Genomic DNA, 14919 nt, shown 5'->3' on the forward strand with positions numbered 1-14919 from the left:
GATGCTGTCGCGTACCGCCGAAAACCTCTACTGGCTCGCCCGCTATGTCGAACGGGCCGAATATCTCGCACGCACCATCGATGCGACCCTGCGCGTCACCGCGCTTCCCGCCACCTATATCGGCAAGACCAACGAATGGGATTCCGCGCTGCTCACCGCCGGCGTCGCGGAAAGCTTCTATCAGACCCATGAGGAAGCCAACGAGCACAACGTCGTCGACTACCTCTCGTTCTCGGCCGACAATCCCTCTTCGATCAGGAACTGCATCGAGGCGGCGCGGCTGAATTCGCGCTCGGTGCGCACGGCGCTGACCAGCGAGATGTGGGACACCATCAACTCGGCCTGGATCGAGTTGCAGGAGGTCTGGAGCAAGGGCACCTCGACCCGCGAAGAGCTTGCAAAGTTCCTGCGCTTCGTGCAGGAGACCTCGCTGCGCTTCGACGGCTCGGCCTACCGGACCATGCTGCGCAATGACGCCTACTGGTTCTCCCGCCTCGGCCTGCATCTGGAGCGCGCCGACAACACCGCGCGCATTCTCGACGTGAAGTATCACGTGCTGCTGCCGGAGGAGGAGCATGTCGGCGGCCCGCTCGACTTCTATCAGTGGAGCTCGATCCTGCGCTCGGTCTCCGCGTTGACGGCCTATCACTGGGTCTATCGCGAGACGCTGAAGCCGTGGCTGGTCGCGGACCTGCTCATCCTCAACGGCACGCTGCCGCGCTCGCTGGCGAGCTGCTACGAGAATCTCGTGCGCAATCTCGACCAGATCGGCGTCGCCTATGGCCGCCAGGGCCCGGCCCAGCGCCACGCCCGCGGCATCCGCAACCGGCTCGAACACAGCAACATGAACGACATTTTCCAGCATGGCGTGCATGAATTCATTCAGGAATTCATCGCTGACAATTCCAGGCTGGGCGAAATCATCACGAAGCAGTATTTGATTTGACATACGCCGTCATTCCGGGGCGCCCGAAGGGCGAACCCGGAATCTCGAGATTCCGGGTTCGGTGCTGCGCACCGCCTCGGAATGACGCAAGAAAAATGGTCCACCATGCGCCTGCGAATCCAGCACACCACGACCTATCGCTACGAGCCGGCTGCGACGAGCGTGATCCAGATCCTGCGCATGACCCCGTGCAGCCATGACGGGCAATATGTGGCCGAATGGCAGATCGACGTCTCCACCGACACCAAGCTCGACATGCACGAGGACGCGTTCGGCAACGTCACCCATGTGCTGTCCTGCGGGCCCGTCAGCGACATCCGGATCACCGCCGAAGGTCTGATCGAAACCCACGACACCGGCGGGGTGCTGCGCGGTGCCGACGAGCGCTTTCCCACCGACATGTTCCTGCGCACCACCGACCTGACGGCAGTCAATCCGGCGATGGCGGCGGTCGCGCGTCAGTTGCGCAGCGAGGCCGAGAGCGACACGCTCGGCTTCCTGCACACGCTGATGAGCGAGATCAGCGATCACATGACTTTCGACGAGGATCCGACCAACAGCGGCACCTCGGCCGCCGAAGCGTTCACGCTGAAGCGCGGCGTCTGCCAGGACTATGCGCATATCTTCATCGCCTGCGCCCGCACCGGCGGCGTGCCGGCGCGCTTCGTGTCCGGGCATTTCCTGCGCTCCGACGGCACCGTGCATCAGGACGCCGGCCACGCCTGGGCCGAAGCCTATGTGCCTGATCTCGGCTGGGTCGGCTTCGATCCCGCCAACAGCATCTGCACGACTGATGCCCATGTCCGCGTCGCAATCGGGCTCGACTATCTCGGCGCGGCCCCCGTGCGCGGCACCCGTTACGGCGGCGGCGCGGAGACGCTGACCGTCGCAGTCAAGGTCGAGCAGGCCGGCCGCGGCGGGCAGTCGCAATCACAGTCGCAGCGGCAGGGATAGATTGTCATTCCGGGGTCGATGCGATGCATCGAACCCGGAATCCATCGGGCCGCGGAGTTAGAGGAGAGATGGATTCCGGATTTCGCGCTGACGTGCGCCCCGGAATGACAGCCATCCCCGGGGAATCGGGGGTTGGAGCGGGCGGCGAAATTGGCTAGTAAGTCCGCGCAAACGCGTTCGGGGACTGGAAATGACCTATTGCTGCGGAATCCTGGTTCGGGACGGTCTGGTGATGATCGCCGACACCCGCACCAATGCCGGCCTCGACAATGTCTCGACCTTCCGCAAGCTGCATATCTTCTCCAAGCCCGGCGACCGCATCATGGCGATCGCCAGTGCCGGCAACCTCGCCATCAGCCAGTCGGTGCTGTCCACGCTGACCGAAGGCCTCGAAGACCCCAACACGGGCGAGATCGAGACGCTGATGAACGCGCCGACCATGTTCCAGGCCGCCCAGCGTATCGGCCGGGCGATCCGGGCCGTGCACGCGACCGAAGGGCCGGCGCTGAAGTCCGAGGACGTCTCCTTCGACGTCTCCTTCCTGTTCGGCGGCCAGATCAAGGGCGCGCGCATGCGGCTGTTCATGGTCTACACCGCCGGCAATTTCATCGAGTGCACCACCGACACGCCCTACTTGCAGATCGGCGAGCACAAATACGGCAAGCCGGTGCTTGACCGCGCCATGCATTACGACGTCGAGCTCTACGAGGCGCTGAAGACCGGCCTGATCTCGATGGATTCGACGATGCGCTCGAATCTCGGCGTCGGCCTTCCCATCGACGTGCTGGTGGTGCGCACGGACGCCTGCGAGGCCGATCTCAACCACCGCATCGAGGCGGGCGAGCCCTATTTCCACGACCTGCGCTCGCGCTGGTCGGCGGCCTTGCGCGCCGCGCATCAGAACATTCCCCGGCCGCCTTACAAGAACGAAAAAGAACCCAAGACCTGACAACAGAAAGAAAAGGCAGGAAACGATGAGTGAAGCAAAAAAGATCGCCCTGGTGACGGGCGCTGGCACCGGTGTCGGACGCGCGGCGGCACTGGCGCTGATGAACACCGGCTTCACCGTGGTGCTCGCCGGCCGCCGCCTGGAGATGCTCGAGGAGACCGCCAAGCTCGGCCCCGCGGGCAAGAGCCTCTGCGTCACCGCCGACATGACCAAGCCTGATTCCATCGCAGCGCTGTTCGACAAGGTGAAGGCGACCTATGGCCGTCTCGACGTGCTGTTCAACAATGCCGGCATGGGCGCGCCCGCCGTCAATTTCGAGGACCTCAGCCTCGAGCAGTGGCAGGCGGTGGTGAACACCAACCTCACCGGTCCGTTCCTGTGCACCCAGCATGCCTTCCGCATCATGAAGGACCAGAGCCCGCGGGGGGGCCGCATCATCAACAACGGCTCGATCTCGGCGCATGCGCCGCGGCCCTTCTCGGCGGCCTACACCTCGACCAAGCACGCCATCACCGGCCTCACCAAGGCCAGCAACCTCGACGGCCGCATGTATGACATCGCGGTCGGCCAGGTCGACATCGGCAATGCCGCGACGCCGATGACCGATCGCATGGTCAACGGCCCCGGCGTGCTGCAGCCGGACGGCACCACCAAGCACGAGCCGCGCATGGACGCGAAGGCGGTCGGCGATGCCGTCGCCTACATGGCCGGCCTGCCGCTCGATGCCAACGTGCTGTTCATGACCGTCATGGCGACCAAGATGCCGTTCGTGGGGCGGGGCTAGCGCCAAACTGCGAAAACAACCCCATGCACAGTAGACGCCGGAAGGCGTCTCCTGCCGGGGTGACGCAACGTAAGTCCGCGCGCTATCTCAACAATCGTCGTTGCGGGCGCTCAAACATCCGCCCGCCCCGCACGGATTGATCGGCCGACCTGCTGCAAGGCCTCGAAGGCTGCGAAGCGCTTCTCGTTCCAGCCTGCCAGGACTGCGTGGGGCGTATGTATTTCTCCCAGAGCCGACATCGCCTCCATCGCCTCCGCAACGCTCACGTGATCGCCGGACGCAACCGCCCCGAGCATCGCGGAGCCGAGCAACACGGGCTCGGGGGATGCCGAAGCAGCAACGGTCAAGCCGGTCGTATCGGCGAGCACCTGCCGCACCAGGCGGCTCTGGGCCGCACCTCCGCTGACGACGATCGTATCGATGGCGATGCCTTTGTCCTGCTGGGCGCGCACGATCTGCCTCGCGCCGTAACCAAGGCCGCACAGGCCGGCAAGATAGAGGGCGAGCAAGCTCTCCAGGTCCGCGCGCATATCCAGTCCAGCGATCAGCGCGCGCGCATCGGGATCGGCGAAGGGCGCGCGGTTGCCGAGAAATTCCGGCACGACATGAAGTTCGCCGACCAATTCCTTGATCATCCCCGCACCGCCGCGCACCTCCACTTCCGAAGCGAGCCAGTCGGAGGGCAACCGCTGATCCTGACCTGCCGCCTCCGTGGCCTGCGCGGAATAGGGATGCATCTGGATGAGATGGTCAATGGCTGCACCGGCGACTGACTGTCCGCCCTCATTGAGCCATAGGCGCGGCACCATGGCCGAGAAATAAGGCCCCCAAACGCCGGGAACGAACGTCGGCTCCCTCGTCGTTGTCATGGTGCAGGCGGACGTTCCGAACACGTAGGCCATGCGCGTGAGTACCGTCCCGGCAGCTCCGCGGGCGCCTACCGTGCCGACACCGCCGGCATGGGCGTCGATGAGACCTGCCGCAACCGATGTGCCCGACATCAGGCCAAGGTCGCTCGCGGCCTCCACCGTCAGGCCGGCGCCGAGCCGTGTCCCGCCGGGCACGATCTCGGTGCCGATCCGACGAAACTGCTCGTCCGCCAGCGAGCCGAGCCCGATCGCACGAAAGAAGTCGGCGTCCCAGCGGTCTTCGTGGCCGAGATAAGTCCACTTGCACGTGACGGTGCAGGTGGAGCGAGCAAGGCTCCCCGTTGCGCGCCAGGTCAGGAAATCGGTCAGGTCCAGGAACTGCCAGGCGTCCGCAAAGCTGCGCGGCATGTTCTCGGCAAGCCATAGCAGTTTCGGCGTCTCCATCTCGGGTGAGATCGTCCCCCCGACATAGTCCAAAACTTTCGCGCCAGTGCGGTTGATCCGGCGCGCTTGATCGATGGCGCGGTGGTCCATCCATACGATGATATTGCGGGCCGGGTCGCCGGACGGCCCCACGGCAAGCGGCGCGCCGCCACTGCCCAGCACCACCAGCGAGCAGGTCGCGTCGAAACCAATTCCGGCAATACTGTCAGGCGCGATGCCGGCCTTTCCGACCGCGCCGCGCACGCTGCGGCATACGGCGCGCCAGACGTCCTCGCTCGATTGCTCGACAATATCGCCAGCCTCGCGCCAAAGCGTGATGTCGGCCCTGTCGGTGGCGACAAGCCTGCCGGAGCGATCAAAGATTCCGGCTCGCGCACTGCCCGTGCCGACGTCGATACCCAGAAAATGACGCGTCATCGCGGAGACCCTCACCATGCAGCAACGTTCAGATCGCAGATGCGGAAGCGCTATAGATCGTTGCTCTGCGGCAGGATCACGAGGTCGCGGATCGTGACGTTTCTCGGACGGGTCAACATGAAGAGCACCGCCTGCGCTACCTCCGTGGGCTGGATGAGGCCCCCTGCCGCCATCTCTGCGTCGAGCTTCTCCTTCGGCCAGTCGCTGATCAGCGCGGTCACGACCGGGCCCGGCGCCACGGCGCCGACGCGCAGGCCATATTTTGCGACCTGCCGACGCACGGTATGGACAAAGGCCTGCACGGCATGTTTCGAGGCGGTGTAGATCGGCTCCCAGACGACGGGAACGAGACCGGCGATCGAACTGGTGACGATGATGTCACCGCTCTTGCGCTCTACCATGTGCGGCAGCACCGCGTGGATGGAGCGAAACAGCGCGTTGACGTTGAGGTTGAGCATGCGGTCCCACGCGTCGGGGTCGCCGCCAAGCACCTCGCCGCCGACATAGGTACCGGCATTGGCATGGAAGATGTCGAGCCGGCCCACTTTTTCCAGCACTTGCGGCATCATGCATGCCATGCTCGCATGATCAGTGAGGTCGATACGCAGCGGGATCGCGTTCTCGCCAAGCTCGGAACAGACCTTGTTCAGCGCCTCCTCTGCCCGATCGACCAGCACGACGCGCGCACCGGATTCGATCATCGTCCTGGCGCATTCGAGACCGATGCCAGAGGCGGCACCGGTGATGGCGGCAACTTTTCCTGCAAGTTCCTGGCCCACGGTCGGTCCTCTTGTTGGAGTTTGTTTAGGCTCGGCCATGGGAGACACGCGAGCGTCGTGCGAGCGAGTCGACGATGACTGCAACGGCAAGCACGGCGCCGGTGATCATGTACCGAAGCGACGAAGAGAGATCGAGCAGCGTGAGGCCGCTGGCAATCGACTGGATGACGATGATGCCGAGCAGTGCGGAATAGGCGCTGCCGCGCCCCCCAAACAGGCTGGTGCCGCCGATGACCGCGGCTGCGATGGCGTTGAGGTTCACGTCGCCCGTGCCAGCCTGCTGGCTGGACGATGCGAGCCTGGCGGCCGCGAGGATACCGCCGGCGGCCGCGAGCGTCGAGCACAGCATGAAGGCGCTTGCATAGATCCGGCGAACATTGATGCCGGCACGACGGGCGGCCTCGCGATTGCCTCCGACCGCACTCATCGAGCGGCCCCATTTGGTCCGCTTCAGCGCGTAGTTCATGACCACGCACAAGCCGACGAACAGGCCGAACATCCACGGGACGCCACGCGCGAGATTGAGATAGTAGACGATGAATTCGAGCACGATGATAACAAGCGCAGCCTTCAGCAGGAGGTGGCCGAGCGTGCTTGCAGACAATCCCGCCGCGCGCCTGCGCGCGGCCATGCGGTAGCCGGTCGCGAACACGACCACGCCGGCAAGTGCCGCCAGCGTGTAGGATACGATCGGCGGCATGACCAGCATCTGCCCGAAATTGACCAGCGGCGATCCATAAGGAAGGTTGATCGAGCCGGACGAGCCGAGCAGATAGAGTTGCAGGCCGAGCCATGCCAACAGGCCTGACAGCGTCGAGACGAAGCTCGGCATACCCAGCCGATTGAACAGGAAGGCATAGAGGGCGCCGATCGAGGCGCCCAGCACCAGCGCCGTGATAACAGCCACCGCCACGGGCCAATCCTGGTTGACCCAGAGCACGCCGATCAACGCAGAGGAGAAGCCACTCACCGAGCCGACAGAGAGGTCGATCTCGCCGACCATCAGGATACAAACGATGCCGAGCGAGATGACGCCTACGGTCGAGCAATCGAACAGCAGATTGACCAGATTGTCAGGCGCCAGGAAGACCGGATTGAGGCTCTGGAATGCGGTGCAGATGATCAAGAGGCCGACCACCACCGGCAGAGAGCCGAGGTCGCCCGACCGCACGCGGTCGACAAAGGCGCCGATCATGCCGCGGAGCGTATCAGCATGCGCGACGCGCTCGTCGCGACGGTCCAGCAACCGCGCGGCCGAGACTCGTTGCGTGTCGTCGGTCATATCGGCACCTCCCGCGACGGCTCCGCGCCGCGTCGGCTGGCACGCCGGGAGACCGAATTCTCGTCGGCCCCCGTGATGGCCGTGACCAGATCCTGGTTGGACACATCGGGTCCGAACTCGCCGTTGTTGCGGCCGAGGCGCAGCACCACGATGCGGTCGGCAACGGCGCGCACGTCCTCCATGTTGTGACTGATCACGATGACACCGAGGCCGCGGGCGCGCACGCGCTCGATCAGGTCGAGCACCTCTGCGGTCTGCGCGACGCCGAGCGCTGCTGTCGGCTCGTCGAGCAGAATGAGCTTCGGCTCGGTCAGCAGCGAGCGCGCGATCGCCACGGTCTGGCGCTGCCCGCCAGACAGCGACGCGACGGGTTCGCGCACGCTCGGAATGCGGGCCGACAATTCGTTGAGCAACGTCCAGGCCCGGATCTCCATGGACACCTCATCGAGCCTGACAGGATTGAGCTCGCGGCCGAGGAAGATATTGGCGACCACGTCGAGATTCTCGCAGAGCGCCAGATCCTGGAAGACGGTGGCGATGCCGAGGCCGAGCGCCGTGGCCGGATCGGACAGGACGACCTGTTCGCCATCGAAGTCGATCGTCCCGGACGTAGGCTGGTGCACGCCGGCCAGAATCTTCACCAGCGTGGACTTCCCGGCGCCGTTGTCACCGACAAGCGCCACGACCTCGCCGGCATGGACGTCGAGGTCGACATCGGCAAGGGCGGACACCGCGCCGAAATTCTTCGAAATGCCGCGAAGCCTCAGCACCAGTTTGCCTGGCCCCTCCCGCGGGTGGTCGACATCCGGGATCGTGGACATGTCCGCTTACGCTTTCTCTTCGTTCGTCCCGGCCGCGTTGAGCGGCCGGGACGCTGCTTCGCTTACTGCGTGATGCCGAGCTTCTTGCATCCGGCAGCATATCGGCCGGTGCAGAGCTGATCGGCGGTCTGGATCTTCTTGTCGATGATCTCCGCCTTCAGGTTCTGCTCGGTCACGACAGCCGGAATGAACAACTTTGATGGCGTATTAAAGAGCGTGGTTTCCGGCTTGGGCGTGCCGCCCGAGAGGAACTCCACCGCCGCCTGGGCCGCGGCCGCTGCAACGATCTCGCTGGGCTTGGAGATCGTGTTGTACTGATCGCCGGCGATGATGAGCTGAAGCGCGGCGATCGTCGCATCGTTGCCCGTCACCGGAGGCACCGGCTCGACACCGGCGGCCTTGAGCGCGGCAATCGCGCCACCGCCCGTACCGTCGTTGGCAGCGACGACGCCAAGGATCTTCTTGCCGAAGCGGGTGACCTGGCCGCTCGCCCATTGCTGCGCCTTGGGCGGCGCCCAGTCCGGCGTGTCGTATTCGGCGAGGATCGGATAGCCGCTGTTGTCCAGGCCCGCGTGGATGCCCTTCTTGATGAGCCCCGCGGCGGCATCGGTAGGCGATCCGTTGATCTGGAGCACGCCCTCACCTTCCTTCGGCGTGACCTTGGCGTCCTTCAGATGCTTGACCAGCGATTCCGAGATGGCCTTGCCGATGCCTTCATTGTCGAAGGAGACGTAGAAGTCGGCCTTGGCGTCCGGGATCGGGCGATCATAGGCGATCACCTTGATGCCCTGGGACTGTGCCATCTTCACCAGCGAAGCGGCGGCGGCCGAGTCGACCGGATCGAGCACGATCACCTTGGCGCCCTGCGAGATCACCGAGTTGAACTGCTGTTGCTGGCGCGCGGCGTCCGCACTGGCATTCTGGTAGACGACCTTGCAGCTGGCGCAGAGCTTCTTCATCTCGGCAGCAAAGCCTGGATAGTCGTGCTGTTCGTAGCGGGTTGAGGCCTGGTCGGGCATCAGGAACGCGACGGTTGCATCCTTCACCTCCGCGGCACGCGAGGACATGGCCGTTGCGCCGAGTAGCGACAGGGCGAGAGCGGCCGAGCAAATAGTCTTGAGCGAGGGCTTTGTCATTCGGACTTCCCTTTCGGAAACTGGGTGTTAAAGTGCTGCTCGTTGATGTCTTGGAGACAAGCCATCCCTGCTTCCGCAGCCGGATGAGAACGGCGGTCAGCGCCGATAGCCTCCGAAGCCACGCGGAATTTTCGGACAGACGATCTCCTTCGCAGGCCGCCATCGGCGCGCCCGCGTCATTCTTCCCGTAATCGTCCTCCTCCCTTGCTCCTCCCGGTTAGGCGGCGCGTGCCGCGTTGATGTTGTCCGCCAGCAACCGCCTGAAGCGCGAAGGCGGCATGCCCTTCTCGGCCAGGAACTGGCGATTGAAATTGGAGAGATTGTTGAAGCCGACCTGGAAGCAGATGTCGGTGATGGACGCGTGTTCGTCGCTCATCAGGATCTGGCAGGCGAGATTGATGCGGAGCCGCTTGACATATTGCACCAGCGACATCCCCGTGTGCCGGCGGAACGAGCGAGAGAACGCGCTTTGCGACTGGCCCGCGATCGCGGCGAGATCGGCTTCGCTGAACGGCTGCGTGAGGTTCTCGCGGATGAAGGCGAGCGCCTTGTTCATCCCCGCCGACATGTAGCCGGATGGGTCGGGCAAATAGTTCGGGCTGGACAGCGGCAGTGCACCACGGGCGCGGGAGAGCGTCCCCAGGATCATCATGAAAAGTTCGATCCGGCGCACGCCCTTCGCCGCCACGATCTCCTCCATCAGCGGGGCAAGCTCCTTGCTCGTGCTGCCGGCAAAAAGCACGCCGCGCCGGGAGGATTCCAGCAGCGCGCCGAGACCCGACAGCTCAGGCATCAGCCTCATCGTGTCGCCAATGAATTCTTCGCTGAACTGGATGATGCGTCCGCGCAGCGGGATGGTCATGTCCGCCGGCAGGTCGCTCACCCAATTATGCGGCAAGTTGGGTCCCGTGAGCACGAGGTTGCCCGGCTCGAACTGGCCGATGAAATCGCCAACAAAGTAGCGACCGGTGGTCGCCACGACCTGATGGATTTCGTATTCCGGATGAAAGTGCCACCTGACCGTGTGGAAGGGATACCCGTGCGACCAAGCCTTGAACGACTCGCCGCGCCGTATCTGGACGACTTCCAGGTCTGGTTCCATATCCCGTTCCCTCCTGGGCCGGCCCGGTTTGTAAACGTCTAGGCTCGGACCCGATGGCTGAATTTGGCTCAGCTCTCTCTATTGCTCGAAACCGTATCGGGTGGCCGCCGCTGCCGCCACCACGATTCAGATGCCGAACCGATACTCTTTTGACATTCGTTCGGTGGGCGCTGCAATATGCCTTCAGGCTTCGACGGGCTTCCCTACTCCAGACTCTCCACCTTCCGCAGGCTTGGGAACAGCTTCATCCAGAGCAGCGCCACGGCGACCGTGCAGACGCCGCCGAGCACCGCCGCCGGCATGGCGCCGAACAGGGCTGCCGTCAGGCCGCTCTCGAACTGGCCGAGCTGGTTCGAGGCGTTGATGAACAGGAAGTTGACGGCGCCGACGCGGCCGCGCATCTCGTCGGGGGTGGCCAGCTGCACCAGCGAGAAGCGGATCACGACGCTGATCGTGTCGGCAGCGCCGAGGATCGCGAGCGACAACACCGACAGCCACATCCAGGACGACAGCGCGAACACGATCGTGGCGATGCCGAACACGATCACCGCCTGGAACATGCGCTGGCCGACATGCCTGGAGATGGCGTGGCGCGCCAGCACCATGGTCATCAGCAGCGCGCCGACCGCGGGCGCAGCCCGGAGCACGCCGAGCCCGACCGGGCCGGTCTGGAGGATGTCCCGGGCATAGATCGGCAACAGCGCGGTGACGCCGCCGAACAGCACGGCGAACAGGTCGAGCGAGATGGTGCCGAGGATCGCCGGATTGCTCCTGATAAAGCGGACGCCGGCAAAGATATTGTCCTCATCCGTTCCCTCCTTGGCGACCGCCTGCGGACGCGGCTGGATGAAGCCGGTCAGGATCATCCCGAGAATCCAGAACAGCAGCATCACGGTGTAGGCGAGATGTGGTGCGATAGCGTAGGCAAAGCCGCCGAGCGCGGGCCCGGTGATGGTCGCGACCTGAGCCGCCCCGCTCGCGACCGCCGTCGCACGCTGGAGCGAGCCCTGCGGCGCGATCAGCGGCAGCAGCGCCGCGATGGTCGGGCTCTCGAAGGCACCGGCAATGCCGAGCACGAAGGTCGCGATGAAGATCTGCACTTCGCTGACCGCGCCGAGATAGGTGATGACAGCGAGATAGAGCGCGGTGGCGGCTTCCACGAGCTGGCAGAGCTGGACCACGCGCTTGCGCTCGAACCGGTCGGCGGCATGGCCGGCGACGAACACCAGAAGCGCGGTGGGCGCGAATTGCACCAGCCCGACCATGCCGAGGTCGAAGGCCGAGCCGGTGAGATCATAGATCTGCCAGCCGATCGCGACCGCCGCGATCTGGCTGGAAAAGCGCGACAGGCTGCGGGCGAGCAGGAAAAACAGGAAGGCGGGATGGCGGAGGAGCTCACCCGCGGTGGCCGGCGGACCGATGGATCCTGACTGCTCTGGCATCGCCTGTTCGGTCACGCGCGGATGATCGGCCCTTGATATCGACGCGCCGGGGGTGGCTGACCGGGACCCGGATGTCAACAGCAGGACGGCCCGCACCATTCCCGGCATTGCGTTTGCAACGCAGGCGCGGCCATAATGACCGGGGGTTTGGGGACATCATGCTGCGGCTGCAATCGACACTCGGCGTTTTCGCATTGCTGCTGATCGCCTTCGCGCTCGCGGAGAATCGCCGCGCGGTCTCGTTGCGCCAGGCGCTGATCGGCCTCGTCGTCACCTTCGTCACCGCGATCGTGCTCTTGAAGGTGCCTTTGGTGGCGCACGCTTTCGGGGCCATCAACGACGCGGTCGGCGCCATCTCGGCGGCCTCGCGCGCCGGCTCCTCCTTCGTGTTCGGCTATGTCGGCGGCGGCACCCTGCCCTTCGAGCTGAAGGTGCCGGGCGCCGATTTCATCCTGGCGTTCCAGGCGCTGCCGATCGTGCTGGTCATGAGCGTGCTGACGACGCTGCTGTTCTATTGGCGGGTGCTGCCGCCTGTTGTGCGCGGCATGGCCTGGCTGTTGGAGCGCACGCTGGGCGTCGGCGGCGCGGTCGGGCTCTCCACCGCCGCCAACATCTTCCTCGGCATGGTCGAGGCGCCGCTGTTCGTGCGGCCGTATCTGGCGCAGATGTCGCGCAGCGAATTGTTTCTGGTGATGACCGGCGGCATGGCCGGGATCGCCGGCACCGTGCTGGTGCTCTATGCGACGCTGCTTGCGCCTCTCATTCCTGACGCAGCCGCGCATTTCGTCATCGCCTCCGTGCTGGGCGCGCCGGCCGCGATCCTGGTCAGCCTGATCATGATCCCCGAGACGTCGGACAAGCGCACCGGCGGATCGCTCGAGGATCCGGAGATGGCGGTCTCCGGCACCATGGATGCAATCGTGAAAGGCACCAGCGCCGGCATCGAGCTGTTGATCAACATCGTCGCGATGCTGCTGGTGCTGGTGGCGCTGGTCTATCTCGCCAATGCGGTGCTGGGGCTATTGCCTGCCGTGGGGGGCGCTGCGATCTCGCTGCAGCGGGTGCTGGGATTGATCATGGCGCCGGTGTGCTGGCTGATGGGACTGCCCTGGGACCAGGCGATCACCGCCGGCAGCCTGATGGGCACCAAGACCGTGCTCAACGAGCTCGTCGCCTATGTCGACTTCTCGAAGCTGCCGCCCGACACGCTCGATCCGCGCTCGCGCCTGATCATGCTCTATGCGATGTGCGGCTTCGCCAATTTCGCCAGCCTCGGCATCATGATCGGCGGCCTCGGCGTGATGGCGCCGGAGCGGCGCGAGGAGATCAACGCGCTGGGGCTGAAGTCGATCGTATCGGGGACGCTGACGACGTGCCTGATGGGGGCGATCGTCGGGGTGTTGACGTAGGTCTGTCCGCTCGTCATTGCGAGCGAAGCGAAGCAATCCAGAATTTTCCCGCGGGGGGCAGTCTGGATTGCGTCGTCGCAAGGGCTCCTCGCAATGACGAGGAGAGAGTCTCCACCTCAACCGCACAATTTCGACTGCTCCAGGAGCCGTCGCACGTCACCCAGCTTGGCGCGGCACACCTCGGCCGCCATGGCCTTCGCCTCGGTGGTCCGTCCCCGCGCGAGCAGCAATTGCGCCAGCAAGGCCCGCGCCACCGATCGCACCGGACCGCCCGCCACATCCGACGCAGCGAGCGACATCGCGGTTTGCACTTCCGCCTCGGCAGCACTGAGGCTGTTCTGTTCAGCGAAGTAAATCGCACGGAACAGGTGAGCCCTCGGGTCCTTCGGATAGCGGTTGACGAAATCAGCGGAACGGCCGGCCATCTCGCGCGTGCCCGCCGGCATTTCCGAGGCGCGGATATACTGCCCGGCATCGGCCATGTAGGACCGATAATGAACGGCGGCGAAGCCGGCGCAAATCAGGGATCCCACAAATCCTCCGAGCAACACCATGCCGGCGCTTCGCGGCAGGCTGTCATAGGACCAGAAAGCGATCCACGGCGTGATGGCAAGCGCGGCACCGGCTACCGCACCGCCCGCATGCGCATAATAGTTGACGTTGCCGGAGGCGCCAAAGGCCAGCGGCAGCAGTGCCGGAACACCGAAGAAGAGCGATGTCTTCAGTCGCGACATCGTCGTCTCGGCGTCCGCCTCGGGCTCGAAGCTCGCAACGAACAGCGCGGCGATGAGCCCGGTAATGGCGCCTGACGCGCCGACGCCGACCGTGCCCGAGCCATTGCCCAGCAGCGAGCCGGCCTCGCCGGCCAGCGCACTGGCAACAAAGATCAGCGAAAACCAGCCACGGCCGATCAGGCTCTCCAGCCTGACGCCGACGATGAACAGCGCAACGCAATTGCCTATGAGGTGCCACTGGCTGCCATGCAGAAGCGGCGCAAGGCCAATCCGCCACCACTCGTTTTTCCCGACAACCAGATCGTAGCCGGAGGCGCCCTGTGCGATCAGCGAGCGGACATCGAGTGAGCCGTCCCGCCCAATGTCGACGGCGAGACTCCGTTGCAGCGCGAAGATCACCATCAGACAGAAAATCAGGCCGATTGTGAGGAAAGGGATATCGGAGAGAAACTTGTTGTCGCGAAAAAGCGAGCTCTCACTCGCGAACTCATCGTCGTCCCGCATGACCGCGGGAGCGGCCGGCGCGGCGACGGATTGAAACGAGGCTCTCGAAGGTGGCGCCACGACGCCGCGCCGGCCAAAACTCGCCATGAAAGCATGTCCCTGGTGTCACAGCCTTGAGTTGACGCCAAGGATATTTTCGATCGGGTTAGCGGGCTGCGATAGGGTCTGGTGAAATCGTAAGACTGGTAACGGCTGGGTTTCGCGGATCCCTCGCTTTTTAGGGATCGTGTCGGCGCATGCCGTAGCCCGGATGGAGCGAAGCGCAATCCGGGACCAGACTCACCGCGGCTTTCCCGGATTTCGCTCCGCTCCATCCGGGCTACGAAGCAAGCTCTTTCCGTCGTCAT

13 protein-coding genes are annotated in these 14919 nt (G+C 64.7%); 5 read left to right on the forward strand and 8 right to left on the reverse strand.

All coding sequences use genetic code 11. From position 1 onward, the window contains the following. The first annotated feature begins 1 nt into the window (after nucleotide 1). From HYH07_RS11715 to HYH07_RS11730, 4 genes are all read left to right on the forward strand, one after another. Nucleotides 2-946 carry an alpha-E domain-containing protein gene (locus HYH07_RS11715; RefSeq protein ID WP_057740903.1) on the forward strand — a complete coding sequence of 315 codons (945 nt, stop codon included), beginning with the start codon at nucleotides 2-4 and terminating at the stop codon, nucleotides 944-946. 105 nt (nucleotides 947-1051) lie between these two features. Further along, nucleotides 1052-1900 carry a transglutaminase family protein gene (locus HYH07_RS11720; RefSeq protein WP_220002636.1) on the forward strand — a complete coding sequence of 283 codons (849 nt, stop codon included), beginning with the start codon at nucleotides 1052-1054 and terminating at the stop codon, nucleotides 1898-1900. 190 nt (nucleotides 1901-2090) lie between these two features. Then, nucleotides 2091-2849: a proteasome-type protease gene (locus HYH07_RS11725; protein ID WP_057740901.1), complete on the forward strand. Its 759-nt coding sequence runs from the start codon at nucleotides 2091-2093 to the stop codon at nucleotides 2847-2849. A 25-nt stretch (nucleotides 2850-2874) separates the two neighbouring features. After that, complete coding sequence (locus tag HYH07_RS11730; RefSeq protein ID WP_057740898.1) at nucleotides 2875-3633, forward strand: SDR family oxidoreductase; 759 nt, start codon at nucleotides 2875-2877, stop codon at nucleotides 3631-3633. A 110-nt stretch (nucleotides 3634-3743) separates the two neighbouring features. Here the strand turns inward: HYH07_RS11730 and HYH07_RS11735 are convergent, their stop codons facing one another. From HYH07_RS11735 to HYH07_RS11765, 7 genes are all read right to left on the reverse strand, one after another. After that, nucleotides 3744-5363: an FGGY-family carbohydrate kinase gene (locus HYH07_RS11735; protein ID WP_220002637.1), complete on the reverse strand. Its 1620-nt coding sequence runs from the start codon at nucleotides 5361-5363 to the stop codon at nucleotides 3744-3746. A gap of 50 nt (nucleotides 5364-5413) precedes the next feature. Then, on the reverse strand, nucleotides 5414-6142 hold the full coding sequence (locus HYH07_RS11740) for an SDR family oxidoreductase (RefSeq protein WP_220002638.1): 729 nt from the start codon (nucleotides 6140-6142) through the stop codon (nucleotides 5414-5416). Nucleotides 6143-6167: 25 nt separating this feature from the next. Further along, nucleotides 6168-7424: a sugar ABC transporter permease gene (locus HYH07_RS11745; protein ID WP_220002639.1), complete on the reverse strand. Its 1257-nt coding sequence runs from the start codon at nucleotides 7422-7424 to the stop codon at nucleotides 6168-6170. Next, a complete protein-coding gene (locus HYH07_RS11750) occupies nucleotides 7421-8245 on the reverse strand; it encodes an ATP-binding cassette domain-containing protein (RefSeq protein WP_220002640.1) in 825 nt (274 codons plus the stop codon). Before HYH07_RS11750 ends, HYH07_RS11745 begins: the two co-directional genes overlap by 4 nt. 62 nt (nucleotides 8246-8307) lie before the next feature. Beyond that, nucleotides 8308-9381, reverse strand: a complete 1074-nt coding sequence (locus tag HYH07_RS11755) for a sugar ABC transporter substrate-binding protein (RefSeq protein ID WP_057740890.1) — start codon at nucleotides 9379-9381, stop codon at nucleotides 8308-8310. A 217-nt stretch (nucleotides 9382-9598) separates the two neighbouring features. Continuing rightward, the gene (locus HYH07_RS11760; protein WP_220002641.1) at nucleotides 9599-10483 is read right to left on the reverse strand and encodes an AraC family transcriptional regulator; all 885 of its coding nucleotides are present in this window, start codon (nucleotides 10481-10483) and stop codon (nucleotides 9599-9601) included. A gap of 203 nt (nucleotides 10484-10686) precedes the next feature. Next, nucleotides 10687-11925 (reverse strand): MFS transporter, encoded by a 1239-nt coding sequence (locus tag HYH07_RS11765; RefSeq protein ID WP_220002642.1) that lies wholly within the window; start codon nucleotides 11923-11925, stop codon nucleotides 10687-10689. A gap of 158 nt (nucleotides 11926-12083) precedes the next feature. On the opposite strand from HYH07_RS11765, the gene HYH07_RS11770 reads away from it, so the two are divergent. Then, nucleotides 12084-13334 (forward strand): NupC/NupG family nucleoside CNT transporter, encoded by a 1251-nt coding sequence (locus HYH07_RS11770; protein ID WP_220002643.1) that lies wholly within the window; start codon nucleotides 12084-12086, stop codon nucleotides 13332-13334. Between the two features lie 116 nt (nucleotides 13335-13450). Here HYH07_RS11770 and HYH07_RS11775 read toward each other — a convergent pair whose 3' ends face one another. Beyond that, nucleotides 13451-14659 carry a rhomboid family intramembrane serine protease gene (locus HYH07_RS11775; protein ID WP_220002644.1) on the reverse strand — a complete coding sequence of 403 codons (1209 nt, stop codon included), beginning with the start codon at nucleotides 14657-14659 and terminating at the stop codon, nucleotides 13451-13453. Between the last annotated feature and the right edge of the window lie 260 nt (nucleotides 14660-14919).

It is taken from the genome of Bradyrhizobium sp. BR 10261 (assembly GCF_019455395.1).
GTDB classification, from domain to species: Bacteria; Pseudomonadota; Alphaproteobacteria; order Rhizobiales; family Xanthobacteraceae; genus Bradyrhizobium; species Bradyrhizobium manausense.